This is a genomic window from Flavobacterium odoriferum (assembly GCF_025499515.1).
GTDB lineage: Bacteria > Bacteroidota > Bacteroidia > Flavobacteriales > Flavobacteriaceae > Flavobacterium > Flavobacterium odoriferum.
Window position 1 is genome coordinate 332,021 of sequence record NZ_JAMKFA010000001.1, and the last position, 17,380, is coordinate 349,400.

Annotated in this window: 19 protein-coding genes; 10 read left to right on the forward strand and 9 right to left on the reverse strand. The window is 32.9% G+C overall.

The genetic code is table 11. The features are described 5' to 3' along the window. The first annotated feature begins 3 nt into the window (after positions 1-3). A complete protein-coding gene (locus tag M9Q43_RS01550) occupies positions 4-540 on the forward strand; it encodes a GNAT family N-acetyltransferase (RefSeq protein WP_262317217.1) in 537 nt (178 codons plus the stop codon). Continuing rightward, positions 530-1,432 carry an oxygen-dependent coproporphyrinogen oxidase gene (gene hemF, locus M9Q43_RS01555; RefSeq protein WP_262317218.1) on the forward strand — a complete coding sequence of 301 codons (903 nt, stop codon included), beginning with the start codon at positions 530-532 and terminating at the stop codon, positions 1,430-1,432. Before M9Q43_RS01550 ends, hemF begins: the two co-directional genes overlap by 11 nt. 46 nt (positions 1,433-1,478) lie before the next feature. On the opposite strand, the gene M9Q43_RS01560 is transcribed toward hemF, so the two are convergent. Together M9Q43_RS01560 and M9Q43_RS01565 are read right to left on the reverse strand one after the other, a co-directional pair. Beyond that, positions 1,479-3,398 (reverse strand): DUF4836 family protein, encoded by a 1,920-nt coding sequence (locus M9Q43_RS01560; protein WP_262317219.1) that lies wholly within the window; start codon positions 3,396-3,398, stop codon positions 1,479-1,481. Positions 3,399-3,404: 6 nt separating this feature from the next. Next, positions 3,405-4,037 (reverse strand): hypothetical protein, encoded by a 633-nt coding sequence (locus tag M9Q43_RS01565; RefSeq protein ID WP_262317220.1) that lies wholly within the window; start codon positions 4,035-4,037, stop codon positions 3,405-3,407. A 101-nt stretch (positions 4,038-4,138) separates the two neighbouring features. Here M9Q43_RS01565 and hemB point away from each other — a divergent pair, with 101 nt between their 5' ends. Next, complete coding sequence (gene hemB, locus M9Q43_RS01570; protein ID WP_262317221.1) at positions 4,139-5,134, forward strand: porphobilinogen synthase; 996 nt, start codon at positions 4,139-4,141, stop codon at positions 5,132-5,134. Between the two features lie 69 nt (positions 5,135-5,203). Next, entirely contained in the window at positions 5,204-5,629 is a 426-nt protein-coding gene (locus tag M9Q43_RS01575; protein WP_262317222.1) for a c-type cytochrome, read from the forward strand. Between the two features lie 5 nt (positions 5,630-5,634). Here M9Q43_RS01575 and M9Q43_RS01580 read toward each other — a convergent pair whose 3' ends face one another. Together M9Q43_RS01580 and M9Q43_RS01585 are read right to left on the reverse strand one after the other, a co-directional pair. Further along, entirely contained in the window at positions 5,635-6,321 is a 687-nt protein-coding gene (locus tag M9Q43_RS01580; protein ID WP_262317223.1) for a response regulator transcription factor, read from the reverse strand. Continuing rightward, on the reverse strand, positions 6,314-7,582 hold the full coding sequence (locus tag M9Q43_RS01585; RefSeq protein WP_262317224.1) for a sensor histidine kinase: 1,269 nt from the start codon (positions 7,580-7,582) through the stop codon (positions 6,314-6,316). Before M9Q43_RS01585 ends, M9Q43_RS01580 begins: the two co-directional genes overlap by 8 nt. 147 nt (positions 7,583-7,729) lie before the next feature. Here M9Q43_RS01585 and M9Q43_RS01590 point away from each other — a divergent pair, with 147 nt between their 5' ends. The 6 genes from M9Q43_RS01590 (at position 7,730) to M9Q43_RS01615 (ending at position 13,965) form a co-directional block, all read left to right on the forward strand. Beyond that, positions 7,730-8,227: a DUF1573 domain-containing protein gene (locus M9Q43_RS01590; protein ID WP_262317225.1), complete on the forward strand. Its 498-nt coding sequence runs from the start codon at positions 7,730-7,732 to the stop codon at positions 8,225-8,227. Between the two features lie 73 nt (positions 8,228-8,300). After that, positions 8,301-8,774, forward strand: coding sequence for a methylated-DNA--[protein]-cysteine S-methyltransferase (locus M9Q43_RS01595; protein ID WP_262317226.1), 474 nt, complete (start codon positions 8,301-8,303; stop codon positions 8,772-8,774). Between the two features lie 61 nt (positions 8,775-8,835). Continuing rightward, a complete protein-coding gene (locus tag M9Q43_RS01600; RefSeq protein WP_262317227.1) occupies positions 8,836-10,014 on the forward strand; it encodes a serine hydrolase domain-containing protein in 1,179 nt (392 codons plus the stop codon). 38 nt (positions 10,015-10,052) lie between these two features. Continuing rightward, entirely contained in the window at positions 10,053-10,766 is a 714-nt protein-coding gene (locus tag M9Q43_RS01605) for a 3'-5' exonuclease (RefSeq protein ID WP_262317228.1), read from the forward strand. Between the two features lie 81 nt (positions 10,767-10,847). Then, a complete protein-coding gene (locus tag M9Q43_RS01610) occupies positions 10,848-12,287 on the forward strand; it encodes a nucleoside recognition domain-containing protein (protein WP_262317229.1) in 1,440 nt (479 codons plus the stop codon). Positions 12,288-12,363: 76 nt separating this feature from the next. Continuing rightward, positions 12,364-13,965 (forward strand): fumarate hydratase, encoded by a 1,602-nt coding sequence (locus M9Q43_RS01615; RefSeq protein ID WP_262317230.1) that lies wholly within the window; start codon positions 12,364-12,366, stop codon positions 13,963-13,965. 65 nt (positions 13,966-14,030) lie between these two features. On the opposite strand, the gene M9Q43_RS01620 is transcribed toward M9Q43_RS01615, so the two are convergent. The 5 genes from M9Q43_RS01620 to M9Q43_RS01640 all read right to left on the reverse strand — a co-directional run bounded on the left by M9Q43_RS01620 (position 14,031) and on the right by M9Q43_RS01640 (position 17,364). After that, complete coding sequence (locus tag M9Q43_RS01620; RefSeq protein ID WP_262317231.1) at positions 14,031-14,273, reverse strand: hypothetical protein; 243 nt, start codon at positions 14,271-14,273, stop codon at positions 14,031-14,033. Between the two features lie 11 nt (positions 14,274-14,284). Further along, on the reverse strand, positions 14,285-15,451 hold the full coding sequence (locus M9Q43_RS01625; RefSeq protein ID WP_262317232.1) for a class I SAM-dependent rRNA methyltransferase: 1,167 nt from the start codon (positions 15,449-15,451) through the stop codon (positions 14,285-14,287). Between the two features lie 131 nt (positions 15,452-15,582). Continuing rightward, on the reverse strand, positions 15,583-16,242 hold the full coding sequence (locus M9Q43_RS01630) for a CoA transferase subunit B (RefSeq protein ID WP_262317233.1): 660 nt from the start codon (positions 16,240-16,242) through the stop codon (positions 15,583-15,585). Between the two features lie 38 nt (positions 16,243-16,280). After that, positions 16,281-16,634, reverse strand: a complete 354-nt coding sequence (locus tag M9Q43_RS01635) for a four helix bundle protein (RefSeq protein WP_262317234.1) — start codon at positions 16,632-16,634, stop codon at positions 16,281-16,283. 31 nt (positions 16,635-16,665) lie between these two features. After that, positions 16,666-17,364: a CoA transferase subunit A gene (locus M9Q43_RS01640; protein WP_262317235.1), complete on the reverse strand. Its 699-nt coding sequence runs from the start codon at positions 17,362-17,364 to the stop codon at positions 16,666-16,668. Positions 17,365-17,380 lie beyond the last annotated feature (16 nt).

Below are 17,380 nucleotides of genomic sequence, written 5' to 3' on the forward strand. Positions count from 1 at the left end.
CTAATGATAGAAACCGATTCATTTCATATAATCACTTTACAAGCAGATGACGCAAAAAGTTTATCTGAAATGATGGTTTTTAATTTTGACAACTTTAAACGTTACTTTCCAATTACGTTGTCAAAAAATCAATCCTTTGATGATAGTTTAAAATATATTGAAGAAAAAAGAAAAGAAAATACTTCAAAATCTGAATTTACTTTTGGAATTAAAGATGTTTCAACTTCAAAAATTGCTGGCTTAATTATCATCAAAGAAATAAATTGGGATACCAAACAAGGAGAATTTGCCTATTGTATTAGTTCAGAATACGAAAACAAAGGTTGGATGTCAAAAGCTATTGCTCTAACCACAAAATACGGTTTTGAAGTTTTAGGATTCAATAAATTTCAAATTATTGCTCATAAAACAAATATCGGAAGTTGTAAAGTCGCAGAAAAGTGCGGTTTTGAGTGGAAAACAACACTTTTAAATGAATACACACCTCCAAATGAAACTCCTTTGGATATGGAATTATATGAATTAGAACATGAAAAATAAATTCTACACCTACATACAAACCCTGCAAGATCAAATCTGTAAAGGGTTAGAGAACATTGATGGCAGCACCAAATTTCGTGAAGACATTTGGGAACGACCAGAAGGCGGTGGCGGTCGCACACGTGTTATTGAAAACGGAAACGTTTTTGAAAAAGGCGGTGTGAATATCTCAGCCGTTCATGGTAAATTGCCTGATACCATGCAAAAGATGTTCGGTGTTGGAGAAGCCGATTTTTTCGCTTGCGGATTGAGTTTAGTAATTCATCCGAAAAATCCGATGGTGCCAACGGTTCATGCCAATTGGCGTTATTTTGAAATGTATGACGAAAACGGAAACATCATCAACCAATGGTTTGGCGGCGGACAAGATTTAACACCTTACTATTTATTTGAAGAAGATGCCAAACATTTTCATCAAACGTGTAAAACAGCTTGCGACAAACATAATCCAGAATTTTATCCGAACTATAAAAAGAAATGCGATGAATACTTTTGGAACGCTCACCGATTTGAAGCTCGTGGAATTGGTGGTTTGTTTTTCGATTATTTAAAAGCAACCGAGCAAATGTCGATGGAAGATTGGTTCAATTTCGTGTCAGAAGTTGGAAATTCTTTCTTACAAGCATATGTTCCCATTGTGGAAAAAAGAAAAAATTTACCATATACGGATGCTCAAAGAACTTGGCAAGAAATACGTCGTGGTCGTTATGTGGAATTTAATTTGGTTCATGATAAAGGCACGCTTTTCGGGCTAAAAACCAACGGAAGAATAGAAAGTATTTTGATGAGTTTACCACCACATGTGCAATGGGTGTATGACCATCATCCTGAACCAGGAAGCGAAGAAGAAAAATTACTAAAAATATTAGCAAAACCTATTGATTGGGTATAAAAAACTCCGCTATTTTTAATAGCGGAGTTTTTATTTTTTCCTTTGTTTAGTTTAAATAATCTACTAAATCTAACGTTTGTAAAATAATATTTTTATCTGAAAAGTTTGAATTCATTTCCATTTCAACTTTCATTTTATTACCTTTTATTTTGTTTGAAGATTTGAATTCAATGTTTTTAAATTGATTGCTCACTTTTAACATTTTTTCGGTGTCTTTTCCAAAATCTTCTGTCATCAACATACTTTTCATGAAACGTTGCATATCGAAGTTTCCGTACAAATAATTTTTACTCAAATCTTTTTTAACTTGTTTAGAAAAATCAGATTTTGAGCCATTATTCAAGTAATTTAATCCATTTGTAATTACAAAAACATTACCATCTTTTAACAATGCTATTTTACCAAATTCAGTAAATTCTTTTACAAGATAATGATTACCTTCTTTTACTAATGCATTTTTTCTTACACCTAAATTCAACAATTTATCACCCATTGTTGGATGTGTTGAAGTCATTATCATAGTGAAAACAGGTCTTGTTTTAGTCATGGTTTTTTCTTCCTTAACTTGGTTGTAATCTTCATCATATGAAATACCAGTGTATTTGTACTCATAAGGTTCCATACTATGTAAAAACATTGAAAAATCTCCATCAAAAAGCGTTGCTGTAGCTTCTTCATCAACAATAGTGCTTACCAAGTCTGTGATAATTTCAGTATCTTGTTTTTCAAATGGTAAATTCGCTAAAATTTGCTCCGTAATTTCTGGGTAACTTTTTAAAACCTGTTCGGTGCTTGAATGGTAAGACATGTAAGCCAAAGGCGTTTCTTTTGGAAAATAATTGTAGATGTTTTTATTTGGTTTTCTATCAATTATTTTCTCCATAACTTTTGCTAACGATTCAGAATATTCAACCGTTTGCTCCATTCTTGCTTTGTCGTTTTCAAAATAAAAATCAACATTCATTCCTTTTACCACGTTTTTATAAGAAGTTGTGTTTTGATTTGGTGTAAATGTTCTGAACAAATAATAAAATGAATTCATTTTGCCATAAACCGATTGATAATCAACCCATGAAGAAATATCGGCTTTTGTGTTAATTTTATTTGAAGAGGGAAATTCAAAATCGTTTTCAAACAAAAGCGCTACTTGTTCTTCTTGTTTAATTTGCTTTTCTCTTCTCGCTTGTTCTTGCTCTTTTCTGCTTTCTTCTAACCATTGATTATAATATGTATCATCGTCATAATTAGTTTCTTCTTCACCATCTTCAGCTTCTGCTTCAACTTCATACATTTGAACTACGGCTGGCTCTTCTCCTAATCTTTTTTCTATAATTATTTCTTCAACAGTCTCAGGAGCATCTTCAGTTACTTCTTCCACTTCAATTACCTCAATAGGTGCGGCTTCATATTCTTCGTCATAATATTCTTCATCGTATACAACTGCTGCACTATCAACTTCAGCACTATAGTCATAAGCATATTTTGGTTGCGCATAATTGTTTTCAACAAGACCATAAACAATAAAATTGTGATTATTCCATGCTAAAGTATAGTCGCTGTTTTTTGGAGAATAAACACTGTATTTTGAATGTTTTTTAATTGCATCAACTATTGAATCTGTAGTGTTTGTATTGATTTTATCAACTTTGTTTTGAATAAAATTTGCCAAACCCTTAGCATCTTTCAACGGAAATGTCATTTGATAATACGCAATACTATCTGTGAAATTTCCATGAATTACTACTGGTTTTGATTGATTTATATATGAAATAAAATCGTTTAGTTTAAAATCTGAATTTTCTCTATTAAAACTTTTAAACGCTTTGTGATTGAACAACTCATCAATATTGACTTTTTTAGCAAATTGAGGCGTGTTAAATTGAATAAAATAGTCGTGCTTAACCGAATTGTTTTGACTGAAAAGCAAAGTAGGAAGGGCTAATAATAAATAAAAATACGTTCTCATATTATATTAAGGATTAAAACTTATGGAATTATTCATCAGTTTATTGTTGTTTAAAACATTCCATATATTTTGTTTTAAAAACACTGTTTTTTTTGATTTTGAAAGTTTAGCATTCGGATTTTGAACTGTGGCAACATCTTTGTCAAAAGTATAAACTGAAGTGATATTTGCCTTAAGTAAATCTTCTTTTTTGTCTTCTTTTTTAGCTAAATCTTTTGGTAACGGATAAGAAGCTATGCGTTCAAATCTTCCGTTATTATTTTTAAAATGAATCAACGAATTTTTCTTGTCAATCGTATTCAAAACCGCATTCAACGTTTCTATTGAATTGTACGAAAAATTAATTTTAAACACATAGGTATTAAAATCATACGATGTAGAAATTTTTGAAGTACCTTTTATTTTAGAAGCATCGGCTCTAAATTGCGCTAACTTCGATTTGATATCTTCTTCATTTGGAATGCTCACACCATCCACTTCTTCTAACAAAATAGCCGATTTAGTTTTCAGCCAAGAATTAGAGAAATCAATCACTAAGCTATAATCACCACTTTGATTACTGTTATGTTTGATTTTTTCAGTTATTTCAAAACAACTGGTTAGCAGGAGACAAATGCCTAAAATGAATAGCTTTTTCATAGGACAAAAATAGTATAAATTAACACAATACTATCAATTGTAAAAGAAAGAAATCGTTGAAAATTTAGTAACTTTACACTTTAATATTTGAAATACAAATTATGTTTCCATTACACAGAGGTCGTCGTTTAAGAGTAAACGAATCTATAAGAAGTTTAGTTCGCGAAACCACATTAAGTCCAAGTGATTTTATGTTTCCAATGTTTATTGCTGAAGGCGAAAATTACAAATCTGAAATTTCGTCAATGCCTGGAATATTTCGTCGTTCAATTGATTTGACTGTCGAAGAAGTAAAAGAACTTTTTGCTTTAGGAATTCGTGCGGTGAATATTTATGTTAAGGTAGATGAATCATTAAAAGATAATACTGGTAAAGAAGCTTGGAATGACAATGGTTTGATGCAAAGAGCCATTCGTGCCATCAAAAAAGCTTGTCCCGAAATGATTGTAATGCCTGATGTAGCGCTTGATCCTTACTCAATTTACGGTCACGATGGAATCATCGAAAATGGTGATATTGCTAATGACGCAACCAATGAAGCTTTGGTAAAAATGGCAGTTTCTCACGCACAAGCTGGAGCCGATTTTGTAGCACCAAGTGACATGATGGACGGTCGTGTTTTACGTTTACGTCAAGGCTTAGATGCTGCGGGTTTTCAAAATGTAGGAATTATGAGTTATTCGGCTAAATATGCTTCAGCGTTTTACGGTCCGTTTCGTGATGCTTTAGATAGTGCCCCAAAAGAAGCCGATGTAGAAGTGTCGAAAGATAAAAAAACATATCAAATGGATTATGCAAATCGCATTGAAGCGGTTAAAGAAGCATTGTGGGATGTAGAAGAAGGTGCCGATATGGTTATGGTAAAACCCGGAATTGCTTATTTAGATATCGTTCGTGAAGTTAAAAATGCAGTTGATGTTCCGGTAACGGTTTTTCACGTTTCGGGAGAATATGCCATGATTAAAGCTGCTGCCGAAAGAGGTTGGTTAGATCATGATAAAATTATGATGGAGCAATTAATGTGTATTAAAAGAGCAGGTGCAAGTTTAATTTCAACTTATTTTGCCAAAGAAGCAGCCATTTTATTAAATAAGTAATGTGACATTTGTCACATTCTGAGTGAAATCGATATTGTAATTTTATCGATATTTCTAAACTTTATAAACATGAAACTTATATTAAAATCGTTAGCCGTTTTTGCATTAGCAATTACATTGACTAATTGTGGCGAAAAAAAAGAAACGGATGCTATGGGCAATCCCGTTGAAACAACAACAGAAACTACTGATGCTGCTCAACCTGAAGCAACTGTTGACCAATTATTAGCAAAAGGACAAGAACTTTTTGAAGGAAAAGGAACTTGTGCAACTTGTCACAAAGCAGATGTAAAAGTAGTTGGTCCAGCAATTAAAGACATTGCAAAAATTTACAAAGAAAAAGGTGCAAGTATTGCTTCGTTTATTAATGGTGAAGGCGAACCTTTAGTAGATGCTTCTCAATATGAGATTATGAAAGCCAATTTTGTAATTACAAAAGCTATGTCAGCTGAAGACCGAAAAGCATTAGAAGCCTACATGATGAGTTTTGAATAACGCTATTATTCAACCACCAATTTAAAGCCCACGCGCGGAATGTTTTCGATTCTAACGTGGGTTTCTTCTTTTATGATTTTTCGTAATCGAGAAATAAAAACATCCAAACTTCTTCCTAAGAAATAATCATCACTGCCCCATAATTCCATCAGAATTTTTTCGCGTTTTAATACCGTATTTGGGTTATCTAAAAACAACTTAAGTAACGAAGCTTCTCTTTCGGTTAGCGTGATATTTTGGTTTTCATTCTTTAATGAATAGTTCTCAGGTTCAAAGTGAAAACTACCAAAAGTATATTGTTTTTGTGTTGAATTATCGGTCGATTTTTGACTTCGGTTTAAGAAAATTTCGATTTTTAAAATAAGTTCTTCTATCGAATACGGTTTTATTAAATAATCATCTGCACCCAGTTTCAAACCTTTAATTCGATCTTCTTTCATGGTTTTCGCAGAAAGGAAAATAATCGGAATTTCTTGGTTTCGCTTTCTAATTTCGGTTGCAATTTCAAATCCATCCATATCGGGTAACATAATATCTAAAACACACAAATCAAAAGTTTCTTTACAAAATAATTGAAATGCTTCTTTGCCATTATTGCAGTGCGAAACTTCAAAATGTTGCTCTAAATTATCGGCTGTTAAAAACGCTAAGGTTTCGTCGTCTTCTACATACAAAATACGTTTCTTACTCATAATCGTTTTTATTTATTTGGATGGATATTGTAATTCCTTTATCTTCATTATTAGTTGCAAAAACTTTCCATTTATGCCATTCGCAAACGCGTTTTACATACGAAAGTCCAATGCCAAATCCTTCTATATCTTTACTGTCTTCTCGTGCAACTCTAAAAAATTTATCAAACACAAATGGTAAATCATTAGCTGGAATTCCAACACCTTTGTCTGAAAAATTGAGTTGTAATCCTTTGTTATTTTCTTTGGATGATATTTGAATAATGGCTTCGTTTTCAGAATACTTAACCGCATTGTCAATTACATTATAAATTAAATTATAGAAATGAAATTCATCTGCCATAACAAAATATTTTTTGGCTAAACCTATCTCAATTTGAATGTTTTTTTGGTGTTTTAAAAGAATATTTTCTTTAACCAATTCTAAAACAGATTGTACATCAACCTTTGTTTTTTCAAGTGCAATTTGATTGCTATCTGTTTTGGCTACATACAAAATTTTCTCAATGTGCTGATTTAACTTATTACTCTGATTGATGATAATTTGCATGTATTTAGACAATTTTGGGTTGTCTTTAATTTCGTTTTGCGAATTAGCGTAGTTTGAAGCAATTAAAATTGAAGCTAGTGGCGTTTTGAACTCATGTGTCATATTATTGATAAAATCTTTTTGCAAATCAGTATACCTTTTTTGTTGTAACATTAAAAAAACCGAATACACATATATAATAAGAACCAAAAACAAAACCGCAGTAAATACCCAATATTGACTTAAACTTTTGAAATAACTTTGTTTAACATGTGGAAACCGAATAGCAAAATAATAGGTTAAATCGGTGTTTTTCGAAAAACAATCTTCACAAACACTTTCTTTTTTTCCGTCAACCGCTACATAATTTCCATACACCATAGATTCTGAACTACAATCATAAATTGCATATTCAAAATCCAATTCTAATTTTACTTTTTCAAACTCAGTTTTTAAATAATGTTCCAAAATTTGATTTTCAAAAACATCATTTACGTTTACAATAAAGTAATTTTCGCTAACTTTTTTAATTAAATTTGTAGTAGGCAGTTCAGATTTGTTATCCCTATAGATACGTTCTACCACATCTTGTAAGGCAAAATGGATTTTATCTTCTACATCTTTCTTCTCAAAAATATAGGCTTGATTAAGTAGAAACAATTGCATGATAATTACACCTACAATTGCAAAAAAACCAATAAAAATAACGGTATTAAATCTATTAAACTTCATAATTACAACGATATTACAAAAAAAAGAAGCGTAAAAAAGCACCGTTAACAAGTCGTTAACAATCATTAAAATTTAATTAACAACAACTTTTTTTTGTTTCAGTAGATTTGTAACACAAAATTAAAATAACTAAAAATATTATAAGGTATGAAATCAATTAAATTATCAATCGTAGCATTATTTATTGCAAGTGCATCATTTGCTCAAGTTAAAGAAGTAAAAACAGAAACAGCTAAAGCGGTTCAAGCTCCAGTTGCAACTGTAACTCCTGCTCCAACTCCAAAACAATCTGTTATCAAGTGGGATAAAGAAATTCATGATTTTGGTGATATTGAAAAAGGAAAACCTGTTACGTATGAATTTTCATTCACAAACACAACAAACGAAACAGTTTTAATTACAAATGTAAAACCTGCTTGTGGGTGTACAGCTGCTAATTACACAAAAACACCAATTAAACCAGGAGAAAAAGGAATGGTTGCAGCGACTTTTACTGCAGCATCTCCAGGTGGGTTTCAAAAAACAGTTACTATCCTAACTAAAGAAGGAGCTGTAGATGCTTCAAAAACAGTCTCATTTAAAGGAAAAGTTATTGATACTGCTGCTCCAGTAACAACAGATAAAAAGACAGACATTAGATCATAAAAATATTATTAATTCAACTTTTGCATCTTATTTAACCATCTGATTTATCAGGTGGTTTTTTTATATTTACAAAATGAAAACAGTAATTATAAATACTCCTTTGGGATTTACAGAAATTTGTGGTGATGAAAATGGCATTTCAAAAATTCATGTACTAAATGAAGAAACTGAAATCTCTACTAAAATCCCTAAAGAACTAAAAGAAGCTGTTGTTCAACTTGATGATTATTTTAAAGGAAAAAGAACTGATTTTTCTTTTAAAATTAATCCCTCTGGAACTGATTTTCAGCAAAAAGTTTGGCAGGAATTATTAAATATTCCTTACGGAAAAACATGTTCTTATTTAGACCTTTCCAAAAAATTAGGTGATGTAAAAGCAATTCGTGCAGTTGCTTCTGCAAATGGTAAAAATCCGCTTTGGATTGTAATTCCGTGCCATCGTGTTATAGGTTCTGATGGCTCTTTAACTGGATATGCTGGCGGATTATGGCGAAAAAAATGGCTGTTGGAACATGAAAATCCAGTAAAACAAGAAAGTTTGTTTTAGTTTTTTTAATTTCATTCTAACTTTTTCCTACTTTTATAACACAATCTTATAAAATTAGCAAATGAAATTCCTGTTGAAATTCCTAAAATGGTTCACAATTATTTTTATATCGATTATAGTTTTAATGTACGTATTCGATGTTGATTATTTACTTCGCGCTGTAAAAACAATTTATTTTAAAGGATATACTACCGCTTTTTTAGAAGATTATAAAGAATTCCCCAATCGAGAAATCAAAAAAGGAACAGCACAACCATGGTCAATTGCTTCCGATTACAACTCAGTTCCTGCAACTCAAAATTTACAAAAAAACCATAAAGAACTTCAAACCATTGCTTATTTAATCATTAAAAATGATAGCATTTGGCATGAAAGTTATTTTGATGGATTTGATAAAAACTCCAAAACCAATTCTTTTTCTATGGCAAAAAGCGTGGTTACAATGGCATTAGGAAAAGCCATTATGGAAGGAAAAATTAAAAGTTTAGACCAAAAAGTAACCGAGTTTTTTCCGGAGTTAAAAGGAAAATTTGCAAAAGAAGTAACCGTTGGTGATTTATCTTCAATGGCTTCTGGCTTAAGTTGGGACGAAAAATATTACAGTCCGTTTTCAATTGTAACCCGAGCTTATTTTGATGATGATTTAGATAAAGTAATTCTTGGATTAAACATTAATGAAAAACCTGGGCAGTCCTTCAAATATTTAAGTGGCGCTACTCAATTATTGGCGATGTGTATTGAAAAAGCAACGGGTGAACATTTGTCTGATTATGTTTCAAAACACTTTTGGCAACCCATGGGAGCAGAAAACGAAGCGCTTTGGCAATTAGATGAAGCACCTGACGGAATTGAAAAAGCCTATTGTTGTATTGCAAGTAATGCTAGAGATTTTGCGCGTTTTGGTAAACTATATTTGAATAACGGAAAATGGAACGGCAAACAATTATTGGATAGTACTTTTGTAAAAAAATGCATTACACCTCGCTTTAATGAAACGCCACATTATGGGTATGGTTGGTGGATGCACAACTTTTTAGGCAAAGATTTATATTACATGCGCGGACATTTGGGTCAGTTTGTAATTGTTATTCCTGAAGACGACATAATAATTGTACGATTAGGACATTTAAAAGGTGTGCAAACAACTTATGATCCACACAGTGAAGATTTATATGTTTATGTGGAAGAGGCGTATGAAATGTTGGGAGAAAGAAAAAAGAAGCAAGAAAAGAGAAAATAGATTAACCTGAAATTAAATTAACTATAAACCATACAAAAATGATTGAGAAAATTAACTTAAACAACATTCTGTTTTTAGACATTGAAACCGTTCCAGAACACCAAAATTATGGTATTTTAGATGAAGAAACGCGTTATTTATGGGAACACAAAACCCAATACCAACGTAAAGATGAAGTTTCGGCAGAAGATTTTTACGAAAGAGCTGGAATTTGGGCTGAATTTGGAAAAATCATTACTATTTCGGTGGGTTACTTTGTAAATAAAGGTGATATTAGAAACTTTCGTGTAACCAGTTTTTGGGGAGAAGAAAAGAAAATTTTGAATGATTTTTCGAACTTATTAAATACTCATTTCAACGGAGCGCAACACATTTTATGCGGTCATAATGCCAAAGAATTTGACATTCCTTTTATTGCTCGACGTATGATTATCAACGGAATTGCTTTGCCAAACAAACTGAATTTATTCGGCAAAAAACCATGGGAAGTACCTCATTTAGATACGTTAGAATTATGGAAGTTTGGCGATTATAAACATTTTACTTCATTAAAGCTTTTAACAAAAGTACTTGGAATTCCATCGCCAAAAGATGATATCGACGGTAGCGAAGTAGCACACGTTTTTTATGTTGAAGATAATATTGATAGAATTATTACCTACTGCGAAAAAGATGTTATAGCTGTAGCCCAAATTTTTCTCCGACTACGAAGAGAAGATTTATTGATTGATGATGAAATTATTCACGTTTAAAAAAAATTTCTTTTGAAATTGCATTTGAATTTTGAAATTACACTTGAATTTGATTTACTACATTTACAAAAAATATAACACATGGTTTTAAGCAGATTTTGGTTAGTAATATTTATATCGTCTATCTTTTTTATTGTTTTTGGATTATTTTCTTCACAATATTATTCTATTGATTATGTACTGAATGGCAAACAAGGCGAACCTCTTTTAATTGGTGAAAAATATTTAAAAGAAGTACCTCAATTTGTTCAAGATAGTTTACAAAAAGCGGAAGACAAAACATTCATTATTAATAAAAATGAAGCTGATGCAGACACTACCTATGTCTACAACAATCAAACCGTAAAAATCTATAGCGGAAAACAAAAAGCAGATGGTTTACTACCTATGACCAAAAGCAGTTTATTTGATTTGATTTTACCATTAATTGCATACTTATCTTTCTTCTGTGGGATTATGGAATTACTTATTATTTCTGGAGCTTCTGAAAGATTAGCGAAGAAATTAAGTCCGTTGTTTGCCAAAGTATTTCCTTCGATTCCTAAAAATCACGAATCGATTTCATATATGACGTTGAACTTTTCTGCCAACTTCTTAGGATTAGATTCTGCCGCAACGCCTTTTGGTTTAAAAGCCATGCAAAGTTTACAAGAACTCAACGAAGATAAAGACAAAGCAAGTGATGCCCAAATCATGTTCATGTGCTTGCATGCTGCGGGTTTAACCTTAATTCCTACCTCAATCATCGGTTATCGTGCGGCTGAACACGCTGCCAACCCTGCCGATGTAATGTTGCCTTGTATCATTACTTCTTTTATTGGAACTATTGCTGCTTTTATATTAGTCGGAATCAAACAAAAAATCAACTTCAAAAGCGCTTCGTTATTAGCGGCTATAATGGGAGTTATTGGAGCTATTGTGGGGTTATTATTCTACGTAAACAGCTTGGATTTAATCGGAAAAAATTACTTTACTTCAAACCTTTCGGGATTGTTATTGATATTAATCATTGGTGGAACTTTAATCTTTTCTTTCGTTCAAGAAAAGAAATTCGTAGAACAAAAAACAACCATTTTCGACACTTTTGTAACCGGTGCCAACAACGGATTAAAAACCGGAGTGACCATTTTCCCTTATGTAATGGGAATGTTAGTGGCGATATCGTTATTCAGAAACAGTGGTTTGTTTGAAAATATCAGCTACGGAATTTCGTTTGTTTTTGCACATTTGGGTGTCGCTAAAGAAATTACCGATTCGCTTCCTGTGGCGATGTTACGACCATTTAGTTCAGGTGGTTCACGTGGTTTTATGATTGATGCGATGAAACAATTTGGCCCAGATTCATTAACAGGAAGACTAAGTTGTATTTTCCAATGTAGTGCCGAAACCACTTTCTATGTTATTGCTGTTTATTTTGGAAGTGTCAACATTAAAAACACACGCTATACGTTAGGAATGATGCTTTTAGTGGATTTGATTTGTGTGATTACAGCGATTTTTGTGGCGAGTTGGTTTTTTTAAGAAATTCCAAATAAGCATCATAAATCTTTTACAAAACACAAAGAATCCGTAACTTTACCTTTCAAAACATACACAAATGGACTTTTTATATCAAGACCCGTATCCAATTTTAAAAGACGATACACACTACAAAAAATTAACTTCAGATTACGTAAAAGTAGAGCAACTTGGCGATAGAGAAATCTTAGTGGTTGACCCAAAAGGATTAGAATTATTAGCACAAGAAGCAATGGACGACGTTTCGTTTATGTTGCGTTCAGCACATTTACAAAAACTAAGAAACATTATCGAAGATCCAGAAGCAACAGACAACGACCGTTTTGTAGCGTATAATTTATTACAAAATGCTGCTGTAGCTGTAGAAGGTCAATTGCCTTCTTGCCAAGATACTGGAACTGCGATTGTAGTTGCTAAAAAAGGTGAAAACGTTTATACCGGTGTTGATGATGGCGAATGGTTGTCAAAAGGAATTTACAATACGTACCAAAATAAAAATCTTCGTTACTCGCAAATTGTTCCAATTTCGATGTTTGAAGAAAAAAACTCAGGTTCGAACTTACCAGCTCAAATTGATATTTATGCGAAAAAAGGAAATTCGTATGAGTTCTTATTCTTAACAAAAGGTGGTGGTTCGGCAAACAAAACGTTTTTATATCAAAAAACAAAATCGTTGTTGAATGAAAAATCATTAGACGAATTTGTTCGTGAGCGCATTATGGATTTAGGAACAGCAGCTTGTCCTCCATATCACTTGGCTATCGTAATTGGTGGCACTTCTGCGGAAGCAAATTTAGCAGCCGTGAAAAAAGCTTCGGCAGGTTATTACGACAATCTTCCAACTTCTGGAAACATGTCGGGTCAAGCGTTTCGCGATTTAGAATGGGAAAAAAGAGTACAAATTATTTGTCAAGAAAGTCAAATTGGAGCTCAATTTGGTGGAAAATATTTAACACATGATGTTCGTGTCATTCGTTTACCTCGTCATGCGGCTTCTTGTCCGGTGGGAATGGGAGTTTCTTGTTCAGCAGATCGAAATATCAAAGGAAAAATCACGAAAGATGGAATTTTCTTAGAGCAATTGGAAACCAATCCAGGTCAGTTTTTACCAACAACTGCTCCTCATTTAGAACCAGCGGTAGAAGTTGATTTGAACAAACCAATGCCAGAAATTTTAGCAGAATTATCAAAATATCCTATCAAAACGCGTTTGAAATTAAACGGAACGTTGATTGTGGCACGTGATATCGCGCATGCAAAAATCAAAGAATTATTAGACGCTGGAAAACCAATGCCAGAATATTTCAAAAATCACCCGGTTTATTACGCAGGTCCAGCAAAAACTCCAGACGGAATGCCATCAGGAAGTTTTGGACCAACAACCGCAGGAAGAATGGATGTTTATGTAGACGAATTCCAAGCCGCTGGCGGAAGTATGATTATGCTTGCAAAAGGAAATCGTTCTAAACAAGTAATGGATGCGTGTAAAAAATATGGTGGATTCTATTTAGGTTCGATTGGTGGTCCTGCTGCGATTTTAGCAAAAGAAAATATCTTAGCTGTAGAAGTAGTGGATTTTGAAGAATTAGGAATGGAAGCCGTTCGTAAAATTACAGTGAAAGATTTCCCTGCTTTTATTATTACCGATGATAAAGGGAATGATTTCTTTATGAATCTTTAGTCTTAGAAAAAAGAGAAAAGAAGCAAGAAAAAAGAAACCTGTAAGTTGAAAGACTTGCAGGTTTTTTATTTGATAATTATAGAATTTGTCATAATTAATGTCTGATCTAAACCTTCATCAGTTAAATTACCAGTTACCAAAATTTCTTTCTTTTCTAATAATTGTACTTCATCTGATTTGTTATCAAAAAGCACAATAATTTTCCTTTTTATTTCTTTATATACTATTTCTGCTGATAAATAATAATGTCCACCATCCGCTCCATTAGATAAAACATTATATTCTGAAAATTTAAGTTGAAAAATCATTTTACAATACTTTATTCCACAAACAACACCAATCCTTTCAAATAATGTCCTTCTGGATGGTAAATATTGGTTGGGTGATCGGGTCCTTGTTCTAATTTGTGTAAAACTCTGATGCTTCTTCCAGTTTCTATGGCTGCTGCGGCAACGGTGTTATAAAACAACACATCGTCTATCACTTGTGAGCAAGAAAACGTGAATAAAATTCCGTTAGGTGCTAAGGCTTTTAATCCTGCTATATTTAAGCGTTTGTAGGCTTGCGTTGCCGTATGTTTACTTTTGATACTTTTTGCGAAAGCGGGTGGATCTAAAACAATCACATCGTATTGTTGCGTGTGCTCTTTCATGAAGTTAAACACATCGTCAGCTACAGCTTTGTGGTTGGCGTTTGGAAAATTTAATTCCATATTACTAGCTGCCAAGTCCACCGCTTTTTGAGAAATATCTACCGAAGTTACCAATTCGGCTCCAGCACTCATGGCATAAATAGAAAATCCGCCTGTGTAACAAAACGTATTTAATACTTTTTTACCTTTTGAGAATTCGCCTAATAATTTTCGGTTTTCGCGTTGGTCTAAGAAGAAACCTGTTTTTTGCCCTTCTACCCAATTTACTGAAAACAAAATGTTGTTCTCTTTTGCAACTGCTTCAGCTTTGTTTCCGAATAAGAAATAATCGGTTCCGTTATTCGGTAAAGTTCCTGAACTTTTGCAATAAATGGTTTCACAATACTCCGAAAAATTCGATTTTATGGCTTCGGAAATTTTCTCCATTTGAAGAAAAACTCCTGTTGAATGCGCTTGAATAACCCAGTTTTTATCGTAATAATCAATAATTAATCCCGAAATTCCATCGCCTTCTCCGTGAATTACTCGGAACGCATTGGTAACTTCAAAATCCAATAACTGAGTACGTAAATACCAAGCCGATTGTAGTTTGGCTGCCCAAAAGTTCTCAGAGAAAGTTTCATTTGCGAAAGTCAAAATACGAACCACAATACTTCCTTTATCGCTGAAATATCCGGTTCCTAAGTGATTGTTTTTCGAATCGACTACATCTACCATTTCGCCATCGTTTATTTCACGACTCACGCCATAAACCGCACCACTGAAAATCCAAGGGTGACGACGTTGAATAGATTTTTCTTTACCTGATTTTAGAATTACTTTTGGTAAGCTCATTTTCTTGAAAAAATTACCGCGGATTCGCAGATTATTATTTATTTTTAGGAGGTTTCTTTATTGAAAAAACGCAGATTCACAGATGTTTAAAATTGTAATCTGTGAATCTGCGGTAAAATTAAAATTAATATTTAATCGATTTTCATTTCAAGAATTTCTCCTTCAATGATTAAATCGGCTTCTGTTGCTTTGATGATGTCTTCTACTGAAACACCTGGCGCTCTTTCTAACAATTTGAATCCTTTTGGGGTGATTTCTAAAACTGCTAATTCGGTAACGACTTTTTTCACACAACCCACTCCAGTTAATGGAAGCGTACATTTTTTCAAGATTTTCGATTCTCCAGCTTTATTCACGTGCATCATAGCTACGATAATATTTTCTGCAGAAGCTACTAAATCCATAGCGCCACCCATTCCTTTTACCATTTTTCCTGGGATTTTCCAGTTGGCGATATCTCCGTTTTCAGAAACTTCCATTGCACCTAAAATGGTTAAATCAACTTTTTGTGCACGAATCATTCCGAAACTAAACGCAGAATCAAAGAAACTTGCTCCTGGCAAAGTGGTAATCGTTTGTTTTCCTGCGTTGATGATATCGGCATCTTCTTCTCCTTCAAAAGGGAAAGGCCCCATGCCTAAAACTCCATTTTCCGATTGAAATTCAACTGAAATATCTGTACGAACGTAATTGGCAACCAAAGTTGGAATTCCGATTCCTAAGTTTACATAGTAACCGTCTTTTACTTCTTGTGCTATTCTTTTTGCGATTTGATTTTTATCTAATGCCATATATTATTTGATGATTTGAAAATTTGATGATTTGAAAATTAACCCTTCTTTGAAGAAGATATTATTTTGGAAATTATCAAATTTATCGATTGTAATTTTTTAAATAATTCTTCATTAGGATTTGGATAGAATTCAGAATTCTGACATAACTCTAACCAAAATTGCAACTCATCTGCTTCTTTAGCTGAAATTTTAAACTTATGAATAAAATCAGCTTTGCTTTCTGCATTTTGAGCTTCTCTAATATTTGCTCCTATTGATGTTCCACTTCTAAAAATTTGAGATGCCATTTCAAAACGATTAGATTTTCTAATTTCCTCTGAAAAACTTATTATTTCAAGAGCAAACTCAAATGTTAATTTTACAATTAAATTATCTTTATCGTTTCTCATCTTCAAATTTTCAAATTAAAGAATCTTCAAATTATTTTTGACGAACTGTTCTTTGCTCAATTCTTTTCTCAAATTTTTCTCCTTGGAAAATACGGTTGACCATAATTCCTGGAATGTGAATTTCGTTAGGATTTAAAGTTCCTGCTGGCACTAATTCTTCTACCTCAGCAATAGTGATTTTTGCAGCACCTGCCATACAAGCGTTGAAATTACGAGCTGTTCCTTTGAAAATAAGGTTTCCTGCTTCGTCACCTTTCCATGCTTTTACGATAGAAAAATCAGCTTTGTAGGCCAATTCCATCACGTGCATTTTTCCGTTGAATTCACGTGTTTCTTTTCCTTCAGCTACTTCTGTACCGAAACCTGCTGGTGTGAAGAATGCTGGAATTCCGGCTTGAGCAGCACGACATTTTTCAGCTAAAGTTCCTTGTGGAGTTAATTCTACATCTAATTCTCCTGAAAGCATTTGACGTTCAAATTCTGCATTTTCTCCCACATAAGAAGAAATCATTTTTTTGATTTGACGTTTTTGTAAAAGTAATCCCAATCCGAAATCATCAACCCCTGCATTATTGGAAATACAAGTAAGATTGGTTACATTTTTTTTTACTAATTCAGCAATAGTGTTTTCGGGAATACCACAAAGACCAAAACCACCTAACATGATGGTTTGTCCGTCTTGAATTCCTTCCAACGCTTCTTTAACGTTATTAACTTTTCTAGAAATCATATTTTGGTTTGTTGTT

Coding starts and splice junctions, on each gene's coding strand:
- M9Q43_RS01550 (WP_262317217.1), top strand. CDS start 4: ATGATAGAAACCGATTCATTTCATATAATCACTTTACAAGCAGATGAC.
- hemF (WP_262317218.1), top strand. CDS start 530: ATGAAAAATAAATTCTACACCTACATACAAACCCTGCAAGATCAAATC.
- M9Q43_RS01560 (WP_262317219.1), bottom strand. CDS start 3,398: ATGAGAACGTATTTTTATTTATTATTAGCCCTTCCTACTTTGCTTTTC.
- M9Q43_RS01565 (WP_262317220.1), bottom strand. CDS start 4,037: ATGAAAAAGCTATTCATTTTAGGCATTTGTCTCCTGCTAACCAGTTGT.
- hemB (WP_262317221.1), top strand. CDS start 4,139: ATGTTTCCATTACACAGAGGTCGTCGTTTAAGAGTAAACGAATCTATA.
- M9Q43_RS01575 (WP_262317222.1), top strand. CDS start 5,204: ATGAAACTTATATTAAAATCGTTAGCCGTTTTTGCATTAGCAATTACA.
- M9Q43_RS01580 (WP_262317223.1), bottom strand. CDS start 6,321: ATGAGTAAGAAACGTATTTTGTATGTAGAAGACGACGAAACCTTAGCG.
- M9Q43_RS01585 (WP_262317224.1), bottom strand. CDS start 7,582: ATGAAGTTTAATAGATTTAATACCGTTATTTTTATTGGTTTTTTTGCA.
- M9Q43_RS01590 (WP_262317225.1), top strand. CDS start 7,730: ATGAAATCAATTAAATTATCAATCGTAGCATTATTTATTGCAAGTGCA.
- M9Q43_RS01595 (WP_262317226.1), top strand. CDS start 8,301: ATGAAAACAGTAATTATAAATACTCCTTTGGGATTTACAGAAATTTGT.
- M9Q43_RS01600 (WP_262317227.1), top strand. CDS start 8,836: ATGAAATTCCTGTTGAAATTCCTAAAATGGTTCACAATTATTTTTATA.
- M9Q43_RS01605 (WP_262317228.1), top strand. CDS start 10,053: ATGATTGAGAAAATTAACTTAAACAACATTCTGTTTTTAGACATTGAA.
- M9Q43_RS01610 (WP_262317229.1), top strand. CDS start 10,848: ATGGTTTTAAGCAGATTTTGGTTAGTAATATTTATATCGTCTATCTTT.
- M9Q43_RS01615 (WP_262317230.1), top strand. CDS start 12,364: ATGGACTTTTTATATCAAGACCCGTATCCAATTTTAAAAGACGATACA.
- M9Q43_RS01620 (WP_262317231.1), bottom strand. CDS start 14,273: ATGATTTTTCAACTTAAATTTTCAGAATATAATGTTTTATCTAATGGA.
- M9Q43_RS01625 (WP_262317232.1), bottom strand. CDS start 15,451: ATGAGCTTACCAAAAGTAATTCTAAAATCAGGTAAAGAAAAATCTATT.
- M9Q43_RS01630 (WP_262317233.1), bottom strand. CDS start 16,242: ATGGCATTAGATAAAAATCAAATCGCAAAAAGAATAGCACAAGAAGTA.
- M9Q43_RS01635 (WP_262317234.1), bottom strand. CDS start 16,634: ATGAGAAACGATAAAGATAATTTAATTGTAAAATTAACATTTGAGTTT.
- M9Q43_RS01640 (WP_262317235.1), bottom strand. CDS start 17,364: ATGATTTCTAGAAAAGTTAATAACGTTAAAGAAGCGTTGGAAGGAATT.